This is a genomic window from Thalassospira lucentensis (assembly GCF_011806425.1).
GTDB lineage: Bacteria > Pseudomonadota > Alphaproteobacteria > Rhodospirillales > Thalassospiraceae > Thalassospira > Thalassospira lucentensis_B.
Genome location: NZ_JAATOV010000003.1, coordinates 705,054 through 727,594, shown reverse-complemented (window position 1 = coordinate 727,594; position 22,541 = coordinate 705,054). Strand labels below are relative to the sequence as shown.

Sequence of the window (22,541 nt, the reverse complement as noted above, 5' to 3'; positions counted from 1 at the left end):
TTCGTACCGTAATTTCGGTTTGTTCGAAATTTGGCATCCGGTAGCGACAGTCTGCACAAGAGCAGCCGCCATCGGATTAGTTTGTGCAAGTGGCGCTACGTCGTAAAAGCCGGATCGCAAAACGCAGCAAGTTCGAGGAAAACCGCGATATTCGACGTTAAGCCGGGCGGGCAAATTGATGGAAATACCAATGCCGACACGTTGGGTAAGGCAGCTGGTATTTGCTTAATTTACCGGATGTTGCGGTAACCCATTCAGCACGCGTGGGACGGTGGATGACGGCGACGGTGAATTTTCCAGAATAAGGTGGCTGTCGATCTTAAGCGGTGAATTTTTCAAAGAGGGCCGATAAGGTCGCGCTTCTGGCAGTCCATATTGATAATCCAGTGCCCGGCTTGCTTGGGCCATCTGTGCAACCGAAGTATATCGCCAGCTTGCGCGGCAGGTTTCGCTCATCTGAGATGCTGTCGGTCCGATGAAAGGGTGCAAGGGGGCGCATGACTGAATTTTAAGGTTGGGCATTGAGTTCAGCCATGTCTCAAGCAATCTGTCTGAGTTGGCGCACAGCGATAAAAACAGCGGGTCAAGTGCGCTGAGCGAAGTTGGGCGCATCTGAAATCCCGCCCATTCTCCAGCTTGGGCAATCAGGTGTCCGAATAGTGCCAGGCCGTCCGTTCGCTGGCCTGAGGGGGAATTCAGGCACGAACCTTCGATCAATTCAGAGAGCGGTCCTTGTAATGCGGCAAGTTTCCGACTTCGGTTTTCAACTGTTTTGGGCGAAAGCTTGAAGGGGGCGAACAGCATAGTGCTGCGAGATGCGTTTTTGTCTTGCCGCTCGGTTCCAAACACATTTTGCAATGCGTAACGGAGAGGGTTTCGGAGCTCTTTCCCGGTTTCGGGATGGACGTAATATTCATCAAGAAATGCTTGGGGCGCACGAGGGCACAGATTGTTGCCATCCGACATCCAAGCTGCCGTCCAGTCCCAGTAGGGGATGGAAATGCCTGTTTCCGTTTCGAAATGCAGCATAAAGGCCCGGTACCACATCGGGATTTGCCGGATGTCCATCGGATACCATTTATGGTGTTGGGAAGCGAACCGTTGCCATATTGATTGGATATCTGGCAATGGCGCTGTCATCGCGGCGTCAATTTCGGCCCTATACTGATCGAGCTCAATCTGATCCATTGATGCGATATCAAGACGGGTTTTGGAGATTTGTATCGGTAGTTCGGGAGGTTGGATGTTTTGGGTGCGGATAAACTCACAATCCGACGTTTTTCTGCATCCCTGGTTAATCCACAGTCGAAAGGTCTCCTGTACTTCGAATGGCCAGAAGTCTTTCGGGGTTGCAGGGTTCAGCAGATGTTGGGACACCATAAAATGATAAATCTTTTCCGCGCCGTTACGCACGGAAATGTAGCTTGCCATATCAATGCAATGGGTCTGAAACGCGCTTGCCAAATGACGACTAAATTCAGCGCGGCGGCCCTCGGCTACCCACGGTGGAGTATTGATCAGATCACGTATATTATCGTCCCAGGTCGGCTTTGCGACAATCATGGTGTTATCCATCTATCCAAGTAATTGAGTTATTTGCATTAAATTTACCTTTTTTTCCTGCTGGGATATTGCAAAGTTAAGCGATAAGTGATGTAGATTTTTCAAATTCAAGTTGTGGGTGAAAAATTGAAAGCAGATAAGATTGATCTCAAGATTCTGGATAAACTCCAGGAGGACTGCACAGCCAATCTGGATGTGATCAGTGAGCACGCTGGTTTGTCATCGGCCAGTTGCCATCGCCGGATCAAGAAGCTGGAAAGTGAAGGGTTCATCAGAGCAAAGAAGGCACAGCTTGATGAAAAAAAGCTCGGCTTTCAGGTCACTGCCGTCTTTCTGGTCGCGCTAGATAAGGACACAAGTGACGTTGACCACAAGATGCAGCGGATTCTGGCGACACGTCCGGAAGTCATGCAGTGCTATTTGATTACGGGCGCGTATGATTTTGCAATGGTCGCAAAATTTCGCGATGCATCAGATTACACCGACTATATCTATCATTTCCTAGAGACCTACGACGATCTTGCAATCAAGAATTATTCATCGCATCTGGTCGTGCGTACCTTGCGCGAAAAAAACGCCTTGCCGTTGCTTTGATGCTGCAACAGCCCGGTGCGCGTGAAACCTTTGAGCTAGGTACGCGCAAAAAGGCGAAGTTCGTGTTTCTTCAAAATCGAAATTTAACGTTCTTATTTATTATTTTTAACGGTCTCGATTACCGCACTTTGTGCCAAGTCACCGAGCCCGTCTGCGGTGGCCTTTTTAAAGGCATCTGACGCAGCCTGACCAACGGGTAGGGACATGTTCATATCGGTGGCCAGTTGCATGGCATAGGCCGCGTCCTTGGCGCGCAAGCCGGTGGTAAAGTGGATGCCTTCGTGGTGGTTGCCGCTGATCATGCCGGGCAAGGTCATTTTTCCAGACATGCTGGCATTCGCACCAGTGGCAAATGTTTCGGCGACCACATCGCCATCAAGCCCGGCTTTTTGAGCAACGGCGACCAGTTCGGCGGCGGCGGCAATATGAACGGCCCCCAGAAGGTTGTGCATCAGTTTGTAAACCGTGCCCGAACCAATCGGGCCAAAATGCACAATGCGTTTGCCAACGGCGTTCATAAACGGCCAGGCGCGATCAAGAACCGTTTCATCCGCCCCAATCAAAAAGACGGTGTTTCCGGCCTGAATATCGGCGGGAACGCCCGTGACCGGTGCGTCGATATAATCATACCCAGCGGCGGTGATTTTGGCCGCAAGGTCCAAAACAAACCCATGCGATAGGGTTGAACATTCCACCGCAAGTGTCCCTGGTTTCATCGCCGCCAGCGCGCCGTTATCACCCAGCCATACCGCTTCGGAGCCGGTGTCATCGGCCATAAAGGATATGACGATATCAACATTGGACACGGCATCGGCCGGCGTTGAGCAGGCCGTGGCGCCCAAGGCAACAAGCGGTTCGGTTTTGCCCGGGCTTCTGTTCCAGACCTGAACGCGGTAACCCTGTTCAAGGGACCGGGCGATCATTGCGGACGCCATGCGGCCCGCACCGAGAAAACCGATTGTCTGCGACATAGTGTGTCCTTTGTCCTAGGTGGTATTTCATAAGAAACGGCCTGCAAATATCGCAGGCCGTTAAAGTGGTCTATAGCGACATTAGGCTATGTTGCGTTCAAGATAACCTGACTTTGACGTAATCCCCAGGTGCCGGGCCAAGCACCTTAAGCTTGCTGTCGCCGGGTTTGCGGGCGTCAACCTTGCCCCCCGAACGGCGGCTGATCCAGTTTTGCCAGTCGGTCCACCATGATCCATCATGCTGAGTGGCCTTTGAAATCCAATCGTCTGGGTCCTTTGGATTGCGGTTATAGGTCCAGTAGCAATATTTCTTGGCCGCGGGTGGATTGACCACACCGGCGATATGACCCGATGCCGACAGCACGAATTTCACCTGACCAGACAGAAGCTGCGTTCCGGCATAGGTTGCCTGCCACGGGGCAATGTGGTCTTCGCGGGTGGACAGGAAATAGGCGGGGATTTTGATGTCGCGCAGGTCAATTTTTTCGCCAAGGATGGAAATCCCGCCCGGTTCACGCAGCAGGTTCTTGTTGTACATGTTGCGCAGATAATAGCTGTGCATGGCTTTGGGCATGCGGGTGGAATCGGAGTTCCAATACAGCAGATCGAACGGGAAGGGGTCTTTACCCAACATGTAATTATTGACGACAAACGACCAGATCAGGTCGTTGGCACGCAGCATGTTGAACGAGGTCGACATATCGCGCCCATCAAGATAGCCCTCTTTGGCCATCTTATGTTCAAGGCTTTTGATCTGTTCATCATCAACAAAGACCGACAGTTCACCGGATTTTTCAAAATCCATCAGGGTTGTGAAAAACGTCGCGGATTTAATGCGTTCATCGCCGGTTTTGGCCATATAGGCCAAGGTGGAGCTGAGCAATGTTCCGCCAAGGCAATAGCCAATCGCGTTGACATCGGTTTCGCCAGTGGCCTTTTCGATCATATCAAGGGCGGCCAAAATGCCGTCCTTGGCGTAATCTTCGAAGCTTTTTTCCGCCAGTTCGCTGTCGGGGTTCACCCATGACAGAACAAAAACAGTGTGACCCTGCTCAACAGCCCATTTGATAAAAGAATTTTCCGGGCGCAGATCAAGAATGTAATATTTATTGATCCATGGCGGGACGATCATCAATGGACGTTTCGCGACCTTATCGGTGCTGGGTGCGTATTGTTGCAGTTCCATAAGTGGGGTTTTGCCGACGACCGATCCCTTGGTGGTGGCGACATTTTCGCCAATCTTAAAGGCATCAAGGTCCGTCATGCGGATTTGCAGTTTGCCCTTGCCGCGTTCGAGATCATCAAGAAGGTTCTGCAATCCCTTAAGAAGGTTCTCGCCGCCACTTTCGATGGTGGCACGCAGAACTTCGGGGTTGGTCATCAGAAAGTTTGTTGGCGAAATCGCATCGGCAAACTGCCGGGTATAAAATTCGACCTTTTGGGCTGTTTTTTCATCAAGCCCATCGACATCATGGACAAGGTTCTGCATCCATTGCGACGATAGAAGATAGGACTGCTTGATGAAATCAAACAGTTCATTGTTTTCCCATGCTTCGTCACGGAATCGACGATCCCCACGCTTTGGTTCGGCCACGGCTTCCGAATCCTCGCCCATCATGCGCAGCGTGGTGTTGTGCCAAAGCATATAATATTGCTGCCACAAATCCATTTGTGCTTCGACCAATTTGGTCGGATTTTGCATGATCTGGCTGGTTAATTCGACAAAGGCCGAGCCAATATTGAGCGGATCAGGATCAGAAATTTCAGGGTCTTCGGCCTGTTTCGTCAGGAAATCTGCGACAAGTCGTTGACTTCTTTCGGCAATTTCTGCCATTGCTTCTGAAAGTTTTTCGGGGTCCGGGTGATTGATTTCAGTTTCTTTGGCCTGTTGATCGCTCATGGGGCATTCCCTTATGATATCTCGACGGATAGGTCGTGATAAAAAAACGTGGTATGCATCTTTGCAAAATCGCAAGACTTTGTACGTTTTATGTTTCGTCTATCCAAATGGCGCGCTGGGTTGAAACTTTGCTTGATCCTAAGTTAATCATAGCCTTAGCCTAGCTTGTCGCGACGGGGTAGTACAAGAATTATAAGGTGACGTTTTGCAGACTTTTTCAACGCAAGCGTCATTAAACCAAGTTTGGAGCAGCGAAAACAAATGGGCGTTCTGAAATCGACGACAGGGCAGTGGTCGTGGCAGGAGACTGCAAAGGGGAAGCTGCGCATATTGCTGCAGACCGGTTCTGCACTGGCGGTGGTCATGACACTGGGCGCTTGTTCTTCGGTTCCTGATGCAATCAATCCGGTTGAATGGGGCAAGTCCGTCGGCGATATGTTTGACGGCGAAGGTGACGATACCGCCAAGTCCGAGGAAGCCATTCCGGGTGAGGACGGCGAATATCCGAGTCTTTCCAATACACCCTCTAAGCCGATTGTAACCGGTGACAAAGAACGCGATGCGCTGATCGCGGGATTGGCAGCCGATCGCAGCAATGCACAATATAGCGAAGGCACTGGCCGTCGCAGCACGCCGCCGGTCAACGCGCTTGAGCCTGAGCCGAGAGTTTCGAATGACGATCCGGTCATTCAGCCAGCACCGACCACACCGGTGAGCAGCAGCGAAATGGCCGCACCGAGCCAAACACAAACCACCACGACCAGCAGCAACCGTGTGACGTCGGCAAAGTCCGGCTCGAAAATTGCGGATGAATGGTCAGCAAAATCTTCTGCGTCGGGCCCAGTTCCGACTCCTGAAGCAGCGCCAGAGCGCCCGGCAGTTGACGATGCAAAATCGCGCGAAGCACAGCAGTTGGCGGCATATGAAGCCGCGCAGTCTGGCAATGTACGCCCTGAGTTGCGGTCGACCGGTGATCCTTTGATGGATCAATATCAGCGTCGTCTGGCTGAAGGGCAGGGCGCGTTTGCAAACGATCCGTCTGCATCGCTTGCCCCGACATCACGTGGTGAAGATTTCGATTATTCGATGTATTCAGACAACGGGTCGGTCGTTGTTGACGAAAGTCAGTTGGGCGGTTCTTCGTCGTCTTATCGGAACGATCCGATGACCATGGATATGACCGAAACCAACGACATTCTGGCATCACGCCTTGGTGTCCGTTCGATCAATCAAAGCGGCCCTGCGGTAAGCGATATGCAGATCGCGCAAATCCAGTTCGGCTATGGTTCATCGAACCTTGGCAGCACGGATGACCGCGTCCTGCAGCAAGTTGCCCGCACGTGGCAGCAAACCGGTGGTGCGCTTCGCATTATTGGTCATGCATCAATGCGCACCGCGAATATGAGCCTTGAACAGCATATGGAAGCCAACCGCCGCGTTTCTGAAAAACGTGCCGCCGCGGTTGTGTCACGTCTGTTGTCGCTGGGTGTTAATCCGGGGGCGATCTTTGTCGGGGCCGACGGATCAGCCGATCCGCGCTACTACGAAGGTGTTCCAGCCGGCGAGGCGGGTAACCGCCGTGTCGAGATCTTTTTGGATTACTAATCGGGACTTTTAAGTTCAACTTGGTGCGAACACGGGGGCGCACGTTGGACTGACAAGGTTTACTGAATCGAACGAAGATTAACAGCGCGAAGGGGCATGCCCCTTCGCGCTGTTGTCGTTTCAGGACCGATCAGGACGGAAAATGGAACACCTTACGCCCAGCTTAAGGCTTGGTTCGTTGGGGCATTTTGAATAAAGCACGGTGCCAAATGCATTAATTCGTTGAGTCATTATCCCAGAAAAGGTAAATCCTTCGAATTGTACGTCGTAAAGCACTGCTTTTTCGGTGCTAAATGCAATATTCGTAAATTCGAGGCTGTGCTTTTCGCATAAAATTCGAAAATCGCCAATTTCATGAGGATGTAGGATAATGTCCCAAGACTTCCACCGCATAAAACGTCTCCCGCCCTATGTATTTGCAGAAGTAAATGCGATGAAGGCGGCGGCACGGCGCGCGGGAGAGGACATTATCGATTTTGGCATGGGCAATCCGGACCCGGCCACGCCGCAGCATATTGTCGATAAACTGGTCGAAACGGTTCAGAACCCGCGCACCCATGGGTATTCCATGTCACGCGGTATTCCGGGCCTGCGCAAAGCATTGTCGGCCTATTACGGTCGTCGGTTCGGGGTCGATATCGATCCGGAAACCGAAACGGTTGTTACATTGGGCTCCAAGGAAGGTTTGGCGAACCTGGCGGCTGCGATTACCAGCCCGGGGGATATTTTCCTTGTGCCCAACCCGTCCTATCCGATCCATGCGTTTGGTTTCATCATTGCCGGTGCGGCCTTGCGCCATATCCCGATTGGGCATGATGAACAGGGCACGTTCAATGCAGAAAGCTTTATGGAGCAGCTGCACCGGGCGGTGAAGCATTCCGTGCCAAAACCAAGTGCGGTGGTGTTGAATTTCCCGGCCAACCCGACATCGCTTGTGGTGGATCTGGCGTTTTATCAGGAAGTCGTCGATTTCTGCCGAAAGCATGAAATCTATGTGCTGTCTGATATTGCCTATTCCGAGATTTATTTTGATGGCAATCCGCCGCCGTCTATCTTGCAGTGCAAGGGGGCCAAGGACATTGCCGTTGAATTTTATTCCCTGTCGAAAACCTATTCGATGGCGGGCTGGCGCATTGGCTTTGCCACCGGCAATAAAAAGCTGATCAATGCACTGACGCGGATTAAATCATATCTTGATTACGGTGCCTTTACCCCGGTTCAGGTTGCAGCGACCGCCGCGTTGAACGGCCCGCAAGATTGCGTTGAAGAATTCCGCAACTTGTACCGTGAACGGCGCGATATCTTTATCGAAGGCGCGCAAAGTGCTGGTTGGGAAATTCCAAGCCCGGCGGCCACCATGTTTGCCTGGGCCCCAATCCCCGAAGCATTTGCCGAGTTGGGATCGCTTGATTTTTCCAAGCTTCTTTTGCAGGAAGCGGGCGTTGCGGTCGCGCCGGGGCTTGGCTTTGGCGAGTATGGCGATGGGCATGTGCGCATTGCCTTGGTGGAAAATAAACACCGCATTCGACAGGCCAATCGGAACATCAAACAGTTCTTTGCCAAATGCCCGGATGCAAATTCTGCACGTGAACTGTTGAAGAAATCCGTCTGATAACCGATAAAGCATTCTGTGTTTCGCCCGGGACATGTTCCGGGCGTTACTTTGTCAGGATGGGATGCGCATAAAACCGTGCGTTTCGCGCCTGCGGATGAACCCACGTGCTAAGGAGTTATCGTGAAAGACGTCGTAAAAATCGGTGTGGCTGGCCTCGGTACGGTCGGTGCAGGAACCGTTAAACTGCTGAGTGAACATCGCGACATTCTGACCGACCGTTCGGGCAGCCAGATTGTTGTAACAGCGGTATCGGCGCGTGATCGAACTCGTGATCGTGGTTTTTCGACCGAAGGTCTGACTTGGTACGATGATGCGCGTGATTTGGCAGCGGACAAAGAAATCGACATTCTGGTCGAGCTGATCGGCGGATCAGACGGCATTGCCTATGATGTCTGCAAAACCGCGCTTGAAAATGGCAAGCATGTTGTCACCGCCAATAAGGCGCTGATTGCCCTTAAGGGGGCTGAATTGGCGCAGATTGCCGATAACAACAATGTCACCATCGCCTACGAAGCCGCGGTTGCCGGTGGTATCCCGGTGGTTAAGGCCCTGCGCGAAGGTTTGGCGGGCAATGCCATTTCGCGCGTGACCGGTATTTTGAATGGCACCTGTAACTTCATCCTGACCACCATGCGGGAGCAGGGTCGTGATTTTGCCGATGTCTTGGCCGAAGCCCAGCAGTTGGGATATGCCGAGTCTGATCCGACATTTGATGTTGATGGCATTGATGCGGCGCACAAGCTTGCCATTCTGGCCAGCCTTGCCTTTGGCGTTGAGGTTGACTTTGATGCCGTGGCCGTGGATGGCATTCGCAGCGTATCGGCGCTTGATATTCAGCTTGCAGAAGAACTTGGCTATCGCATTAAGCTTTTGGGGATTGCCAAGCAAACCGCCGAAGGCATTGAACAGCGTGTGTCCCCGGTAATGGTGGATCGTGCGACCCAGATTTCAAAGGTTGAGGGCGTGTTTAACGCCGTTGCCCTTGAAGGCGATTATGTCGGTCCTGTTGTTTTGCAAGGACGCGGTGCTGGTGAACGACCAACCGCATCGGCGGTGGTTGCCGATATTGTTGATATCGCCGCAGGACGCACCGCACCGGTATTTGGTGTCCCAGCCGAGCGTCTGCGCAAGAACGTGCGTGCGTCGCTTGAGAAGCATGTCGGCGCCTATTACTTGCGCCTGATGGTTTGGGATCGTCCGGGCGTGATGGCAAAAGTCACCGCGACCCTTGCCCAACACGGCGTTTCCATGGCGTCGATGATCCAGCATGGCCGGGCCGAGACCGAAGGCGGTGTTGTGCCGGTGGTGATTGTCGCCCATGAAACGACCGAAGCGGCCATGGCCGGTGCGGTCGAAGATATCGCTGCGTTCGAAAGCAATTCGCAGCCGCCAGTGTTGATGCGGATCGAAAGTTTCGCGTCGTAACAAACAAAAAAAAGACACAAGCGCCTCGCAACACTTATCGTAGCGAGGCGCAAATGCGTCGGGCACTACTTACAGCTTTTTGCCGATAAAAGAATAGGGCCCCCAGACCCTGCATCACGAAACGAGGAAGACAAAATGGATCGAAATCTTGCGCTTGAAACCGTTCGCGTGACCGAGGCCGCAGCGCTTGCGTGCTCTGGCTTGATGGGACGTGGCGACGAAAAGGCTGCTGATCAGGCGGCAGTCGATGCGATGCGCAATGCACTTAACAGCATGGATATCAAAGGCACGGTCGTCATCGGCGAAGGCGAACGTGACGAAGCCCCGATGCTTTTCATTGGCGAAGAAGTCGGTTCTGGCCAAGGCCCGGAAATCGATATCGCGCTTGATCCGCTTGAAGGTACGACGATTTGTGCGACCGGTGGGCCGAACTCGCTTGCGGTTGTGGCCATGGCGGAAAAAGGCGGCTTTTTGAACGCGCCTGATACCTATATGGAAAAAATCGCTGTTGGCGGTGGTCTGCCCGAAGATGTGGTTGATCTTGATGCCACCCCGCATGAAAACCTTAAAAACCTTGCGGCGGCCAAGGGCTGTGCGGTTGCTGATCTTGTTGTTTGTATCCTTGATCGTCCGCGCCACCATGAAATCATTGCCAAAACCCGCGAAGCTGGTGCACGCATCATGCTAATCGGTGATGGTGATGTGGCTGGTGTTATTGCGACGTCGCAAAAAACATCGGGTATTGATCTTTACATGGGCACTGGCGGCGCACCAGAAGGTGTTCTTGCGGCTGCTGCCCTTCGTTGCATCGGTGGTCAGTTCCAGGGCCGTCTTGTTTTCCGCAATGATGATGAAATTGCGCGCGCGAAAAAATGGGGTATCGAAGACCTTAATCGCAAATACAAACTGGGCGAGCTGGCCAAAGGCAACGTGATGTTTGCGGCCACCGGCGTTACCGATGGTGCGATGTTGCGCGGTGTGCGCCGTTTTGCCAATGGTGCTGAAACCGAAAGCATCGTGATGCGCAGCCAGTCGGGTACTGTGCGCTATGTTCGCGCGGTCCACGATTTTAGCCGGAAAATCTGGTACAAGTAAGTTCTGCTGATAGCAGCATTAAGGAAAGGGAGTGCGACGCACTCCCTTTTTTCGTGACACGGTTACGCTAATCGCTTGCAGGGCAGGGCGGTCTGGGTTACATCCTCCGCCCCCTATCAAACACATAACCGCCGGAGCCCGCCAAATGTCTGAAATTATCGCGCTTGATTTTGGGACGACCAATTCAGTTCTTGCCGTGGCAGACAGTGCGGGAAACGTGCAATCGGCAAAGTTTGAAGTGGGTGCCAACAGCTTTGATACCTATCGGACCATTCTGTATTTCTGGGAAGAACAGGAACTGACCGCGCCGGGCGCGCCGACCCATGTTCGAAGCTGCTCTGGCCCGTATGCGATTGATGAGTATCTCAAAGAAAGCCATGATTGCCGCCTGATCCAGTCGATGAAATCCTACCTTGCGTCCAAGGATTTTGAAGGCACAGACATTTTCGGCACGACCTATTCGATCGAAGATCTGATCGGCACGTTCCTTACCCAAATTCATCATTTCGCGCAGGACAGCCTTGGATGGCTGGGGCAGCGGGTGATTTCTGGGCGTCCCGTGGCGTTTGCGGGCAATAATCCCGATAACGATTTTGCCGAAATGCGCCTGCGCAGTGCCTATGACCAAGCGGGCTTTGACGTCGAAGCCATGGTATTTGAACCCTTGGCGGCATCTTATTATTACGGGCGTGAACTTGAAAAAGCCGAAACTGTTCTGGTGGCTGACTTTGGTGGCGGGACAAGTGACTTTTCGTTGATCCGCTTTACGCCAGGTCTTGGCATGCGCGGCGTGCAGCCATTGGCCCATACCGGCCTTGGCGTTGCAGGCGACCGATTTGATTACCGCATCATCCAAAAAGCAGTTTGGCCGCGCCTCGGCTTTGGCTCGGATTATAAATCGATGGGGGCGACCCTTCCGGTGCCGCGGCAATACTATACGGCGTTTTCACGCTGGCACGAACTTGCCATGATGAATCAGCCCAAAACCATCAATGAAATCAAAAGCCTGGTTCGCTCAGCGACCAAACCAGATGATATCGAAGATCTGGTGGCGATCATTGAAGAAGAAATGGGCTTCCACCTGTATCAAACCGTGTCGAAAGCCAAGGCGGAACTGTCATCCAATGATAGCGCGCTTTTGCAATTCTCGCACGGTGGTGTCGAAATTGAAGAACGCCTGACTCGTGCCGATTTTGAAGCCTCTATCGCGCCAGACATGGCCGAAATCGAAGCAGCGGCCAAACATTGCCTTGATCAGGCCGGCTTAAAGGCCGGTGATGTGTCCAAGGTCTTTATGACGGGCGGCACATCCTATGTCCCGGCGGTGCGCAAAATATTCGAAGACGGATTTGGCAAAGACCGCATCGAAATCGGCCAGCCGTTCCTGTCCGTGGCCCATGGCTTGGCCTTGATTGCGGCGGACGAGGGGATCGTCTGATTTTTAAAGCCTGCCATCGCGGCAGGCTTTTTTTTATGAGCACGAAAAATCGCCGCCGCACTGGATTTGCAACAGAACCACGCTTGCGAAAAACAGGCCGATGGCCAAGCCGCTAAGTGCGTAAAGCCAGATCGATATTTCATGGCGTTTGAAAATCCATGGCAGGATGCCGCCCATGAGGCACAATGCGGGGAAGGCCAGAAGGCTATAGAACATCAACTGGGTGATGGGATTGTTTTCTGATCCCGGGGCATCGAACATCATTGGTGCCATCATCACCATTGGCAGCGATAAAAATGCGCCAAGGATGGAAACGATCGTCAGGGTGATCCGCAGGCCTTTTTTGTTCGTCATTGCACGTATCCCATTGTTGTTATGCGATCAGTTTGCATAGTCTTTGGCGCGGTACAATCTTTGGCGGCAAAAGTGTGTTTTTGAAGGTTCAATCAGCCTTTGTTTCCATAAGCCGACACCGCCGTAATGGCAGCTAAGAATAAAGTGCGCGATTGAAATCGGCCAGCCGTGCCTGTGCGTTATGCATGGCTTGGGACTGGCTGCAGTTTACCTTCTCGTAGGCAAATTCGCAGTTCCCCAATTTCATGGTGTCTCAAGCAACATTATTGAAACCAAAAACTGGACGATGGCCAAACCAGTCAGGGAATAAAGCCAGATTGATTTTGGGTGACTTTTGAACATCCACGGCAGGATGGCGCCAAGCATGCTCAGCACCGGAAAAGAGAGCAGAGTGTAAAACAGAAACTGTGCGAGTGGACTTTCCGAAGATCCCGGTGAGTCAAAAATCATGGGCGCAACCATGATCAGCGGGGAAGACATCAGGGCGACCAGTACCGACAATATAGACAGCACGATCCGCGTTTTCTTTCGATGAACCATTGCTCGTATCCTGTTGTGATTAATATGATTTTGTTCGTAAAATCACATAACAATGGATCGTCGGCAAGAGCTTATGGTTTCGCGCAAAACAGTATCAGACCACCCAATGTTGAACTGGTCGCTGGGCAGCAGGTGCGGCAAACACCCTTAAACAATGCCAAAAGAATCGAGCTGTCTAATCGTATGAGCGTGTGTCGCAGCACCAATGAACAAACGGATTTTAGGGGCAATTTGGCCAAGTAGGACCTTCTGATAAATAATCCAGTTTAAGCCGACCCAAGATTGCGCTATTTCATGGGGCATGAATGATCATGCACATGAAAAGACTTTTATGGGGGTCGAACGATCCGCGACCGGTAAATGGTGGCGTGAGCGCGACCTGGATGAGCGACTAGGCATTACCATTGCCCAACGGTTCGGGGTGCCCGAAATTGTTGGCCGCGTCATGGCGGCACGCGGCATCGGTTTGGATGATGCCGAAAGTTACCTGTCGCCGACATTGCGTGATTTGATGCCCGATCCGTCGACTTTAAAGGACATGGATAAGGCCGCATCACGCATTGCCGATGCGATTGAGGCAGGCGAAAAGCTTGCCGTTTTTGGTGATTATGACGTTGATGGTGCGACCAGCACGGCAGTTTTAAAGCGATTTTTCCGCGCCCTTGGCCCAGATGTGCCGGTTCATATTCCTGATCGCATGAAAGAGGGGTATGGCCCCAACGCCCCGGCGTTGCTGGAGCTTCAGCGTAATGGTGCGAACCTGATCCTGACGGTCGATTGCGGGGTCACGGCCTATGCGCCGCTGCAAGAAGCCAAGGATGCCGGGATTGAGGTCATTGTGGTGGATCACCACGCGGCCGAGCCGGAATTGCCGCCCGCCGTTGCGGTGGTGAACCCCAATCGTCTTGACGATGAAAGCGGCCTTGGCAATTTATGCGCGGCTGGTGTCGCATTTTTGCTGTGCGTTGCGGTGTTGCGAGAAGTGCGCAGCCGCGGCTGGCTGGAAAAGGCCGGACTGCGGGCACCAGATTTGCGCAACTTTCTGGATTTGGTGGCATTGGGAACCGTGTGTGACGTGGTGCCGTTGCGTGGCCTTAACCGGGCGTTCGTGACTCAGGGCATTAAGGTCATGCGTCATCGTTCTAATGTTGGCATGACGGCGTTGGCCGATGTTGCCGGGGTCAATGAAACACCAAGTGCCTATCACCTTGGCTTTGTGCTGGGGCCGCGTGTGAACGCCGGTGGGCGCGTTGGCGAAAGTTTCCTTGGTACGACCCTGCTTTCGGGGGACAACCCCGCTGAGGCGCAGGATATCGCGCGCAAGCTTGATGAATATAACCGTGAACGTAAGGCGATTGAGGATATTGTCCTTGATCAGGCGATTAATGCCGTCGAAGGCAAATCAAAAGTCGGGTCGATGGTGCTGGTTGGCGGCGAAGATTGGCATCCCGGTGTGATCGGCATTGTCGCAAGCCGCCTGAAAGATCGTTATCACGTGCCATCCTTGGTAATGGGCATGGTTGATGGGGTTTATAAAGGATCGGCGCGATCCGTACGGGGCATTGATTTGGGGGCTGCGATTATTGCGGCACGCCAGTCCGGGCTTTTGGTCAATGGCGGTGGGCACGGCATGGCGGCTGGCTTTACGCTGGAGCCGGAAAAGCGCGATGAATTTGAAGCATTCCTTGAAGAACGCTTTGCTAAGATCATTGCTGAAAACGATATTCGTCCGACCATCACAGTTGATGGGGCACTTCACGCCGCCGGGGCGACGCTTGAACTGATTGATGCGTTGGAAAAGATGGGGCCATTTGGGGCGGGCAATGCCGAACCCCGATTTGTCTTTGTCGATTGCCGGGTGGTAAAGGCCGATGTGGTCGGGGCCGATCACGTGCGCTGCATCCTGACCGGGGCCAACGGCAAGGGACGGCTTAAGGCCATCGCGTTCCGGTGTCTTGATAATGATATGGGCCAAACCCTGATTAAGCATGGTGGGCGTCCGTTGCATATTTTGGGGCATTTGCGCCGCGATACGTGGCAGGGCCGCGAAGGCGTTCAGCTGATGATTGATGATGTGTCACTGCCAATGTAAATCCGTGATGGACGCCATGGTTTGGTGATTCGCATCATCAGGTAAATGGACCAACGGGTTGTTTTGACAGTTAAAACGGGGCGCAATTTGCTTGCCGTTGGCATGATATCGCATTAAGCCAGATGATATCATGACAGAACAAACACGCCCCACAACGACTTCGCATGGTATCGGCACCTTTTTGATGGTGCTGTTTCCCATCATGCTTGCATTCTCGCTCAGCCAGTTTTTCCGCTCCGCCCAGGCGCTATTGGCCGAGCCGCTTCGGACCGAACTTGCCGTTAGCCCCGAACAGCTTGGCCTGATTGCAGGCAGTTTCCATTTTGGTTTTGCCCTGATGCAGATCCCCGTTGGGGTGATGCTTGATCGCTATGGCCCGCGCAAGACAAATGGCGTGATGATGGCCTTTGCGTTGCTTGGCGTGATCATTTTCGCCAATGCGCAAAGTGTCTATGGCTTGATGGCCGGGCAGGCGGTGATTGGGCTTGGGTGTTCGGCGGCGTTTATGTCGGCACTGATGCTGGCTGCACGGTGGACCGCGCCTGAAAAGTTTGCGGCCGCTTCTGGCTTAATCGTTGCGTTTAGTTTGCTTGGTGTTTTGGCATCGGCCACCCCGCTTGCCGCCTTGGTCGAGGCGTATGGTTGGCGCGCGGTGTATTACGGCTTGGCCGGACTTACGGTGTTGGCCGTGATCCTTGATTTCACCTTGGTTCGCGATACGCCCCCCGGGGCAAAAGATACCGAACGCAAAGGCGAAACCGTTGCCGAAGCCCTTAGGGGCATGGTGTCGGTTTGGAAGAATCGGCAGGTTTGGCTGTTATGCACCGTGGCGGCATTTAGTTATCCGGCGATTCTGACCGTGCGCGGATTGTGGGGCGGGCCGTATTTGCACGACGTTTTCGCCCTCGGGCCGGTCGAAGTTGGCAATATTTTGCTGATTATGACCGTTGGCATGATCTTTGGCCCGCCAACCTATGGCCAGCTTTCGCGTAAGCTGCATGGCAAAACCCGTGGGCTGATTGTGTTTGCGGTGATGGTTGGCAGCCTGATGTGCATCCTGCAGGCGTTTATCGGGCCAACAGGCGTTGGTGTGGCCGCGGTGCTTCTGCTGCTGCATGGATTCCTTGGCAGCAGTGCGACGCTTAATTATGCGGGCTCGCGTGCGGCGGTTCCCGAACATCAGGTCGGGCGTGCCTTAACCACCATCAATCTTGCCACCTTTGCCGGGCTGTTCTTGCTCCAGGGTGGGGCAGGGCTGATTATTGGCCAGTTCCCCGAAGGATCGCCAGATGGCTATCGTTGGGTTTTCGCGTTTTTGGGGTTTGGTCTTGGCACGGCTGCGATGGTTTTCTGGTTCGGAACACGGGCAAAGAAAGAATAATTTCGACGATCAGGCCAATCGAATGGGGATTGAATATCAAGATTGTTGTGATGCCGGGTTGTCGTGAAAGATGAAATAAACCATCTGGTTAAACAGGGTGGCTTGGTTTTTGCGGGTTTTGGCCGGTTCTGGCCTTATTTTAGGGGGAAGATTAAAAAAAACGTCACAGGGGCAAAAAAGCCGCTTGACCTTACCCGACCCAATCGCTAAAAACCGGCCTCGTTAACGCGCTGCGTCCCCTTCGTCTAGAGGCCTAGGACACTGCCCTTTCACGGCGGCAACAGGGGTTCGAATCCCCTAGGGGACGCCACCAAAGCAGACCATACATAAGATCGCACTGCGATTTGCGTCCCCTTCGTCTAGAGGCCTAGGACACTGCCCTTTCACGGCGGCAACAGGGGTTCGAATCCCCTAGGGGACGCCATCTTTCTTCTGAAAGATGAACATATTACCAGCAAATGCTCGCAACGATTTATCGGCGGGCATTTTTTGTGTTTGGTCTTTGGCGTCCTCGCTAAAACCTGAACCTTTGCTGGCGGATGATTTTCTTTTTATGCAGGCGATAACGCCGGGTCAGGCTTTCGCGTAATTCTTCGGTCGTTGGGCGGGGGAGTTCGATGACGGGGCGCTGCTTGACGGTGGCTTTAACGCTGTCGGTGGTGGTTTCATCGTCATTGATCGCGGTATCAAGTGCCGCGTCGTTACCGTTTTCTGCAAACAAATCGACCGGGTCGGCCTGATCTGCTGCGAATAAATCGGCCACACCGATGCCCAGCAGGCGGTATTTGGTGCCGTCGACTTCTTTTTTCAGCAAAGTCAGCGCGGTATCGAGGATGACGTCTTCGCGTAATGTCGGATAGGTCAGGCGCATATTGCGCGTGCGGATTTTGAAATCCGATGATTTTAGTTTCAGCACCACGGTATGCCCGGCGATTTCCTTGCGCGCCAGATCGCTGGCAACACGGGCCGTCAGGCGGGTGGCAATTTCAGTCAGTTCCGAAAGGCTTGCGATATCTTCGTTAAAGGTGGTTTCCGACGATAGGCTTTTGCGTTCCGTGCTTTGTTCAACCCGGCGATTGTCTTGGCCACGTGAAAAGTAGTACAGGCGCTTGCCTATGCTGCCATAGCGACCCTGTAGGGCATGGATGTCGCGTTCCTGAAGCTGTCCGATGGTGGTGATGCCATCGTCATTAAGCTTGCGCTCCATCGCCGGTCCTACGCCCCACATCATGCGCACGGGCTTATCGGCCAGAAAATCAATCGCCTCAGCTTCGCCAATCATCGAAAAGCCAAACGGCTTGTTCAGGTCCGATGCGGTTTTGGCGAGGAATTTGTTATAGGAAAGCCCGATTGATACCGTGATGCCGACTTCTTGGCGGATGGTCGCCTGTAAGCCCATCAGGCATTCGGCCGCCGTTTTGCCATGGGTTTCGCGCGCGTTCGACAGGTCCATAAAGGCTTCGTCAATCGAAAGCGGTTCGATATCGGGTGTTAGGGCACGCATCATGTCGCGCACCCGGTATCCTTCGCGTTGATATTTCTTCATGTCGGATTTCAGAAATACCGCATCCGGACACAGTTCACGGGCCTTAAATGCCGGCATGGCGGAACGCACACCGTATTTACGCGCGATATAGCAGCAGGTCGCAACAACGCCGCGATGCCCGCCACCAATGATAACCGGTTGGTCAATCAGTTCGGGGTTATCACGCTTTTCGATGGAGGCATAAAACGCGTCGCAATCAAGATGGCCGATGGAAAGGTCAAGAAGTTCGGAATGGGCAATTGCGCGTTTTCTGCCACATGATGGGCACGCAACGTATGATCCCGGGCCGCTTTTGGGCAGCGGTCGATCAAGGTGCAGGCGCCATTTATGATGGCAATCGGTGCAAAGCGCGTAGAGCATGTTTGTTTGTACTTCTTTTGTTCCTTTGTTGCCAAGCCCAGAAATTGCATCGTTGTTCTGGTATGCATGACTGCTGACAGGTGATGGCAGGATGCAGACAAAAAAGCCGGCGCAATGCACCGGCTTTGATGGGGTTTGTGTCATCTGGCAGGATTGATCAGCCTGCCGGTTTGCCGACTTTTGGCTTTTGCGCGGCCTTGGCAGCGCGTTTTGCACGTCGTTGGCGGGCGATCATTTGATCGATATAGCGTCCCTGGAAAAGGGTGATGCCAAGGGATTGGCCAAATTTGATCGCCGTCGGGCTGTCGCATCGACACAGAATAACGCGTTCACGGCCGGAATTTTTGACCAGATTGTCCATTTCGCCGTATTTTTTGCGAATGACATTGTCGGTCATTTCTTCGCGCCAGGCGACCTTGATGAAATCGGCCTTTAGGCGTTTGCGATCAACAAAGGAAAGCGATTCGACCGTCAGGTTATCAATCAAGATCCGGTAGCCGCGTTTATGGAAATCATCACGCAGCTTCAGATAGGTTTCCAGATTGGAAAACAAATCGACCTGATTAAGTTCGATAATCACATTGCCCGGCCATTTGCGCCGCACGGTTTCATCGAACTTTTCAAAGTCCTTAGATGTTAGGGTGCCAAGGTTCAGGTTGAGCGAGAACGAACTGGCGTGGGTTTTAAAGGTCCGCTTGCACAGATAGTTGAGCATGCGTTTATCAAGCACTTCGGTCATGTGCTGAAATAGCCAGCGGTTTGACGCCAGATCGATTTTGGGCATCAAGGCCGTGCGCAAATCCGCGATGGACACGAAAAACTCGTCAAACACCGGATGGAGTTCCTTGGAGCTGCCATTGGCAAAAACGCATACCGGTTGTTGGCGGATATGTTCAGACAGATCAGCCGAATGAATGGTTTCTTCAAGCTGAGCGAGATTTTCTGCGTTGATCGGCTGCAGGCTATCATTTTTGTCGCGCTGCTGAGCAGGGCGCATATTGATGTTTTGCTGCAGCTTTTTGGCGCGCTCGTCCAGATGCTGACAAAGCAGCAGGAATTCTTGATACTCGGTATTAAGGTTATACCAGGTGCAAAAACCGGTTTCCTCGCTGTCATCTTGTGACAAGGGATCATCGCGGAACAGATAGCGCAATGTGTCGACAGCGGGTTCAACATCGGCAATCGATTTGTCTTTCCAGACAAAAATCAGGTCGTTATTGGTTAGGACGAAAATACGCCCAACATACAGTTTCACATAGCTTTCAAAGGTATTGGTCGCAACGCGGATGTGGTAATCGCGGCGATGGAACGGTTTCATCCGCGACATATGGATATGAACCGCACGATGCCCGTATTTGCGGGTTTCGAGCCGTTGCACATAATCAAGCAACAGGTATTCCTGAAGAGCTTGCTGACCATATTGCTGCGGTTCAATCACGAGCATCCCCTGAGAGATTAAACTATTCATTTTATATCTTTATAGGCTCATTCCATACAATCGTACTCAATGAATGAGCAAATCATATTCTTCTGAAGTTCAGGTTAATGCGTTGTGCGTTCTTCTTTATATGAAGCGTTGCGCGCGAAGAGCAAGATATAGCTGAATGGACGTGTTGGTTTTTTCTTTAACGAATTCTTGGCAAGCAGAGTGCAAAATCAATGTGATATGGGGATAGTCGATACTGTTTTGTCGCCGACTTTTGGCCGAACATGCAGTATGGTCTTACGAATAGTTGTTATATAATAGGGGATTGGCGCCATGCAGGTATCCGCAAAGCGGACCGCAAACTGGCTGAAAATCAGCAAAGGACTTGCTGTGATCGGTATGGTTTCATGGGTGTCGGCCTGCGCGCCGTTGCTAGATCAGGACTTTTGGGATGAAGCAACATCGTTTGCCGATTCCAATTATACCGCACTTGGCCTTCAACAACTTGCCAGTGGCGATTATGCCTCGGCTGAGAAGTTTTTTGACGAGGCCCTTCGTAAAGACCCGCAAGACGGGCATGCGATGCTGTGGCGTTCGGTTCTTTATCAAAACACCAATCGCCCAGACCGTGCGAAGGATGGCTATGATACGCTGATTGCGATGAACCCGCCCGGTACTGTGTTAATGAGTACCGCAAACGGTACCCAGCCGCGCCCTTTAAGCGATGCTGCGGAATTTAACCTGATGCGTCTGCAGCGCGGCTTGCCCGGATCGCTTAGCATTAATGATCAGATTGTCACCGGTCCTGCCGGGCTTGGTGAAAACGGTCGTGTGGTCGAAGTGCCAACAGCCATGGGCAAACCGATGCCACAGGCAAGACCCGCCATGACCGGCACACGCACGGCAAATATCCCTGAGGGCGATGTTTTAACCGCCAGTGATGAAGCGGTGGCAAAGCGGTTTGGTATTTTGCGTGATTTGCAATCGGCTGGCCTGATCACGCCAGAAGAATATTCTGCACGGCGTTCGGCCAACCTTGGTGCGTTATTGCCCATGAGCCAGCAGGCGCCGTCAGCCTTCCTAGATAGCCCGCCGCCAGATGGGGCGCAGATCGAACAGCGCCTTAATCAGTTGAACCGCGCTCTTCAGATCGGCGCGATCACGGTGCAGGAACATGTTTCGGAACGCACCGCGATTTTGGATGCGTTGTTGCCCGCCCAACCGCGTCAGCGCGCAACACCGCCACCTGCACCGCAAGGGTTGATGGATGCCGCCCGGCAAATTGCCCGGATTGAAGATCTGGCTCAGATGAAGCTTGTGACCGCGGATGAATTTAAACGCGAACGCGATGCGATCGAGGCCGCGATCATTGAACCGGCCAAGGCAAATGTGATGACAATTAACCCCGGCGAACCTGTGCGCCGGGTTGCCACGGGCAACAGCCGCCCGGTTCAAGGCGGCGAAGCACCGGCTGGTGATGCCGCCGTGGTGGCAAGTGGCAACCGATCTGCCCATCTTGCATCCTATCGCAGTCAGTCGCAGGCTGAACGGGGCTGGAAAGTTCTGACGGGGCGGTATGGTCAATTGGCATCCATGCAACATGACATCATGCGCGCCAACATCCCGGGCAAAGGAACCTATTACCGTCTGATGGCGACGGGGCTTAGTGACAGTGTTGCAAAATCGTTGTGTGCGGACCTTAAGCGCCGTGGGCAATTCTGCGACGTGAAATAACGCATCACCGCCAGAACGATTTGGCGGCGAAGCCAAATGAATTGGTTTTCAATAACGCCGACGGTTTGATCCTTCGTGATCTTAGATGCCGTCGGCGTTATTGTTTGGGGTGTGTTTACGCGATCTTGTTTAACGACGGTGCAGCGGCATGATTTTCATCTTTAGCGATTTTGGTATCAACGGCCCCTATAGCGGCACCATGCGATCTGTGGTGATGCGCGGTGCGCCGACTGTTCCTGTGTGTGATTTGATGGTCGATGCCCCTGATCGAAATCCCAAGGCTGCCAGTTATCTTTTGGCGGCGCTTATGCGTGAATTCAAACCCGGCGACGTTGTGTTGGCGGTGGTCGATCCCGGTGTTGGCAGTGCGCGCAAAGGTGTGGTGGTCAACTGCGATGGTGTGTCATTTGTCGGGCCGGATAATGGGCTTTTTGAAATGATCATTCGCCGCGGAACAGATGTTTCAATGAACACGATTGATTGGCAGCCCGATGATCCATCGGCAAGCTTCCACGGGCGCGATATTTTTGCCCCCGTTGCGGCAATGATCGCCACCGATACATCGTTTGCGGCCAGACCGCTTGCAATTGATGACCGGCATGCCGCCGCGAAAGACTGGCCAGATCAGCTTGAAGAAGTGATCTATATCGATACCTACGGCAATCTCATGACCGGCATGATGCCGCCAAAGGAAGTTGGGCATGTGAAGGTGAAGGGTGAGGTTGTGGGACCTGCGCGTACATTTTCCGATGTGAAAGTCGGGCAGGGGTTCCATTACCGCAATTCAATTGGGCTTTGTGAGATCGCGGTCAATTGCGGGCGTGCGGATCAGAAATATGATGCACAAATTGGGACTGCGGTTTCAATTGTTTAGGTAAAACTTAGGCCGCCCCATCGTGCGG

Annotated in this window: 17 protein-coding genes and 2 tRNA genes; 12 read left to right on the top strand and 7 right to left on the bottom strand. The window is 53.0% G+C overall.

From position 1 onward, the window contains the following. Positions 1 to 225: 225 nt before the first annotated feature. On the bottom strand, positions 226 to 1,563 hold the full coding sequence (locus HCZ99_RS13370) for a tyrosinase family protein (protein ID WP_167447481.1): 1,338 nt from the start codon (positions 1,561 to 1,563) through the stop codon (positions 226 to 228). Positions 1,564 to 1,689: 126 nt separating this feature from the next. Here HCZ99_RS13370 and HCZ99_RS13365 point away from each other — a divergent pair, with 126 nt between their 5' ends. Then, complete coding sequence (locus tag HCZ99_RS13365) at positions 1,690 to 2,157, top strand: Lrp/AsnC family transcriptional regulator (RefSeq protein ID WP_175581487.1); 468 nt, start codon at positions 1,690 to 1,692, stop codon at positions 2,155 to 2,157. Positions 2,158 to 2,249: 92 nt separating this feature from the next. On the opposite strand, the gene HCZ99_RS13360 is transcribed toward HCZ99_RS13365, so the two are convergent. Together HCZ99_RS13360 and HCZ99_RS13355 are read right to left on the bottom strand one after the other, a co-directional pair. Next, a complete protein-coding gene (locus HCZ99_RS13360; protein ID WP_167447480.1) occupies positions 2,250 to 3,128 on the bottom strand; it encodes an NAD(P)-dependent oxidoreductase in 879 nt (292 codons plus the stop codon). A gap of 97 nt (positions 3,129 to 3,225) precedes the next feature. Then, entirely contained in the window at positions 3,226 to 5,028 is a 1,803-nt protein-coding gene (locus tag HCZ99_RS13355; RefSeq protein ID WP_167447479.1) for a PHA/PHB synthase family protein, read from the bottom strand. Between the two features lie 330 nt (positions 5,029 to 5,358). On the opposite strand from HCZ99_RS13355, the gene HCZ99_RS13350 reads away from it, so the two are divergent. The 5 genes from HCZ99_RS13350 to HCZ99_RS13330 all read left to right on the top strand — a co-directional run bounded on the left by HCZ99_RS13350 (position 5,359) and on the right by HCZ99_RS13330 (position 12,206). Further along, positions 5,359 to 6,633 (top strand): OmpA family protein, encoded by a 1,275-nt coding sequence (locus HCZ99_RS13350; RefSeq protein ID WP_254869600.1) that lies wholly within the window; start codon positions 5,359 to 5,361, stop codon positions 6,631 to 6,633. A 370-nt stretch (positions 6,634 to 7,003) separates the two neighbouring features. Then, positions 7,004 to 8,245 carry an LL-diaminopimelate aminotransferase gene (locus tag HCZ99_RS13345; protein ID WP_167447477.1) on the top strand — a complete coding sequence of 414 codons (1,242 nt, stop codon included), beginning with the start codon at positions 7,004 to 7,006 and terminating at the stop codon, positions 8,243 to 8,245. 123 nt (positions 8,246 to 8,368) lie between these two features. Beyond that, positions 8,369 to 9,673 (top strand): homoserine dehydrogenase, encoded by a 1,305-nt coding sequence (locus tag HCZ99_RS13340; protein ID WP_167447476.1) that lies wholly within the window; start codon positions 8,369 to 8,371, stop codon positions 9,671 to 9,673. Positions 9,674 to 9,808: 135 nt separating this feature from the next. Next, on the top strand, positions 9,809 to 10,768 hold the full coding sequence (glpX, locus tag HCZ99_RS13335; protein WP_167447475.1) for a class II fructose-bisphosphatase: 960 nt from the start codon (positions 9,809 to 9,811) through the stop codon (positions 10,766 to 10,768). Positions 10,769 to 10,913: 145 nt separating this feature from the next. Next, positions 10,914 to 12,206 (top strand): Hsp70 family protein, encoded by a 1,293-nt coding sequence (locus tag HCZ99_RS13330; protein ID WP_167447474.1) that lies wholly within the window; start codon positions 10,914 to 10,916, stop codon positions 12,204 to 12,206. A gap of 33 nt (positions 12,207 to 12,239) precedes the next feature. Here HCZ99_RS13330 and HCZ99_RS13325 read toward each other — a convergent pair whose 3' ends face one another. After that, on the bottom strand, positions 12,240 to 12,560 hold the full coding sequence (locus tag HCZ99_RS13325) for a hypothetical protein (protein ID WP_254869599.1): 321 nt from the start codon (positions 12,558 to 12,560) through the stop codon (positions 12,240 to 12,242). A gap of 243 nt (positions 12,561 to 12,803) precedes the next feature. Then, positions 12,804 to 13,100: a hypothetical protein gene (locus HCZ99_RS13320; RefSeq protein WP_254869598.1), complete on the bottom strand. Its 297-nt coding sequence runs from the start codon at positions 13,098 to 13,100 to the stop codon at positions 12,804 to 12,806. Between the two features lie 301 nt (positions 13,101 to 13,401). Between HCZ99_RS13320 and recJ the strand changes: the two genes are divergently transcribed. The 4 genes from recJ (at position 13,402) to HCZ99_RS13300 (ending at position 16,997) form a co-directional block, all read left to right on the top strand. Continuing rightward, on the top strand, positions 13,402 to 15,192 hold the full coding sequence (recJ, locus tag HCZ99_RS13315) for a single-stranded-DNA-specific exonuclease RecJ (RefSeq protein WP_254869597.1): 1,791 nt from the start codon (positions 13,402 to 13,404) through the stop codon (positions 15,190 to 15,192). A gap of 130 nt (positions 15,193 to 15,322) precedes the next feature. Beyond that, positions 15,323 to 16,573, top strand: a complete 1,251-nt coding sequence (locus HCZ99_RS13310; protein ID WP_167447473.1) for an MFS transporter — start codon at positions 15,323 to 15,325, stop codon at positions 16,571 to 16,573. A 234-nt stretch (positions 16,574 to 16,807) separates the two neighbouring features. Next, positions 16,808 to 16,883, top strand: a tRNA-Glu gene (locus tag HCZ99_RS13305). Between the two features lie 38 nt (positions 16,884 to 16,921). Beyond that, positions 16,922 to 16,997, top strand: a tRNA-Glu gene (locus tag HCZ99_RS13300). Positions 16,998 to 17,087: 90 nt separating this feature from the next. Here the strand turns inward: HCZ99_RS13300 and HCZ99_RS13295 are convergent. Together HCZ99_RS13295 and HCZ99_RS13290 are read right to left on the bottom strand one after the other, a co-directional pair. After that, on the bottom strand, positions 17,088 to 18,479 hold the full coding sequence (locus HCZ99_RS13295) for a DNA polymerase IV (protein WP_167447472.1): 1,392 nt from the start codon (positions 18,477 to 18,479) through the stop codon (positions 17,088 to 17,090). A gap of 157 nt (positions 18,480 to 18,636) precedes the next feature. Further along, the gene (locus HCZ99_RS13290) at positions 18,637 to 19,947 is read right to left on the bottom strand and encodes an EAL domain-containing protein (RefSeq protein ID WP_254869596.1); all 1,311 of its coding nucleotides are present in this window, start codon (positions 19,945 to 19,947) and stop codon (positions 18,637 to 18,639) included. Between the two features lie 291 nt (positions 19,948 to 20,238). Between HCZ99_RS13290 and HCZ99_RS13285 the strand changes: the two genes are divergently transcribed. Beyond that, positions 20,239 to 21,639, top strand: coding sequence for a tetratricopeptide repeat protein (locus HCZ99_RS13285; RefSeq protein WP_167447471.1), 1,401 nt, complete (start codon positions 20,239 to 20,241; stop codon positions 21,637 to 21,639). 148 nt (positions 21,640 to 21,787) lie between these two features. Next, the gene (locus tag HCZ99_RS13280; protein ID WP_167447470.1) at positions 21,788 to 22,513 is read left to right on the top strand and encodes an SAM hydrolase/SAM-dependent halogenase family protein; all 726 of its coding nucleotides are present in this window, start codon (positions 21,788 to 21,790) and stop codon (positions 22,511 to 22,513) included. Positions 22,514 to 22,541: the final 28 nt, after the last annotated feature.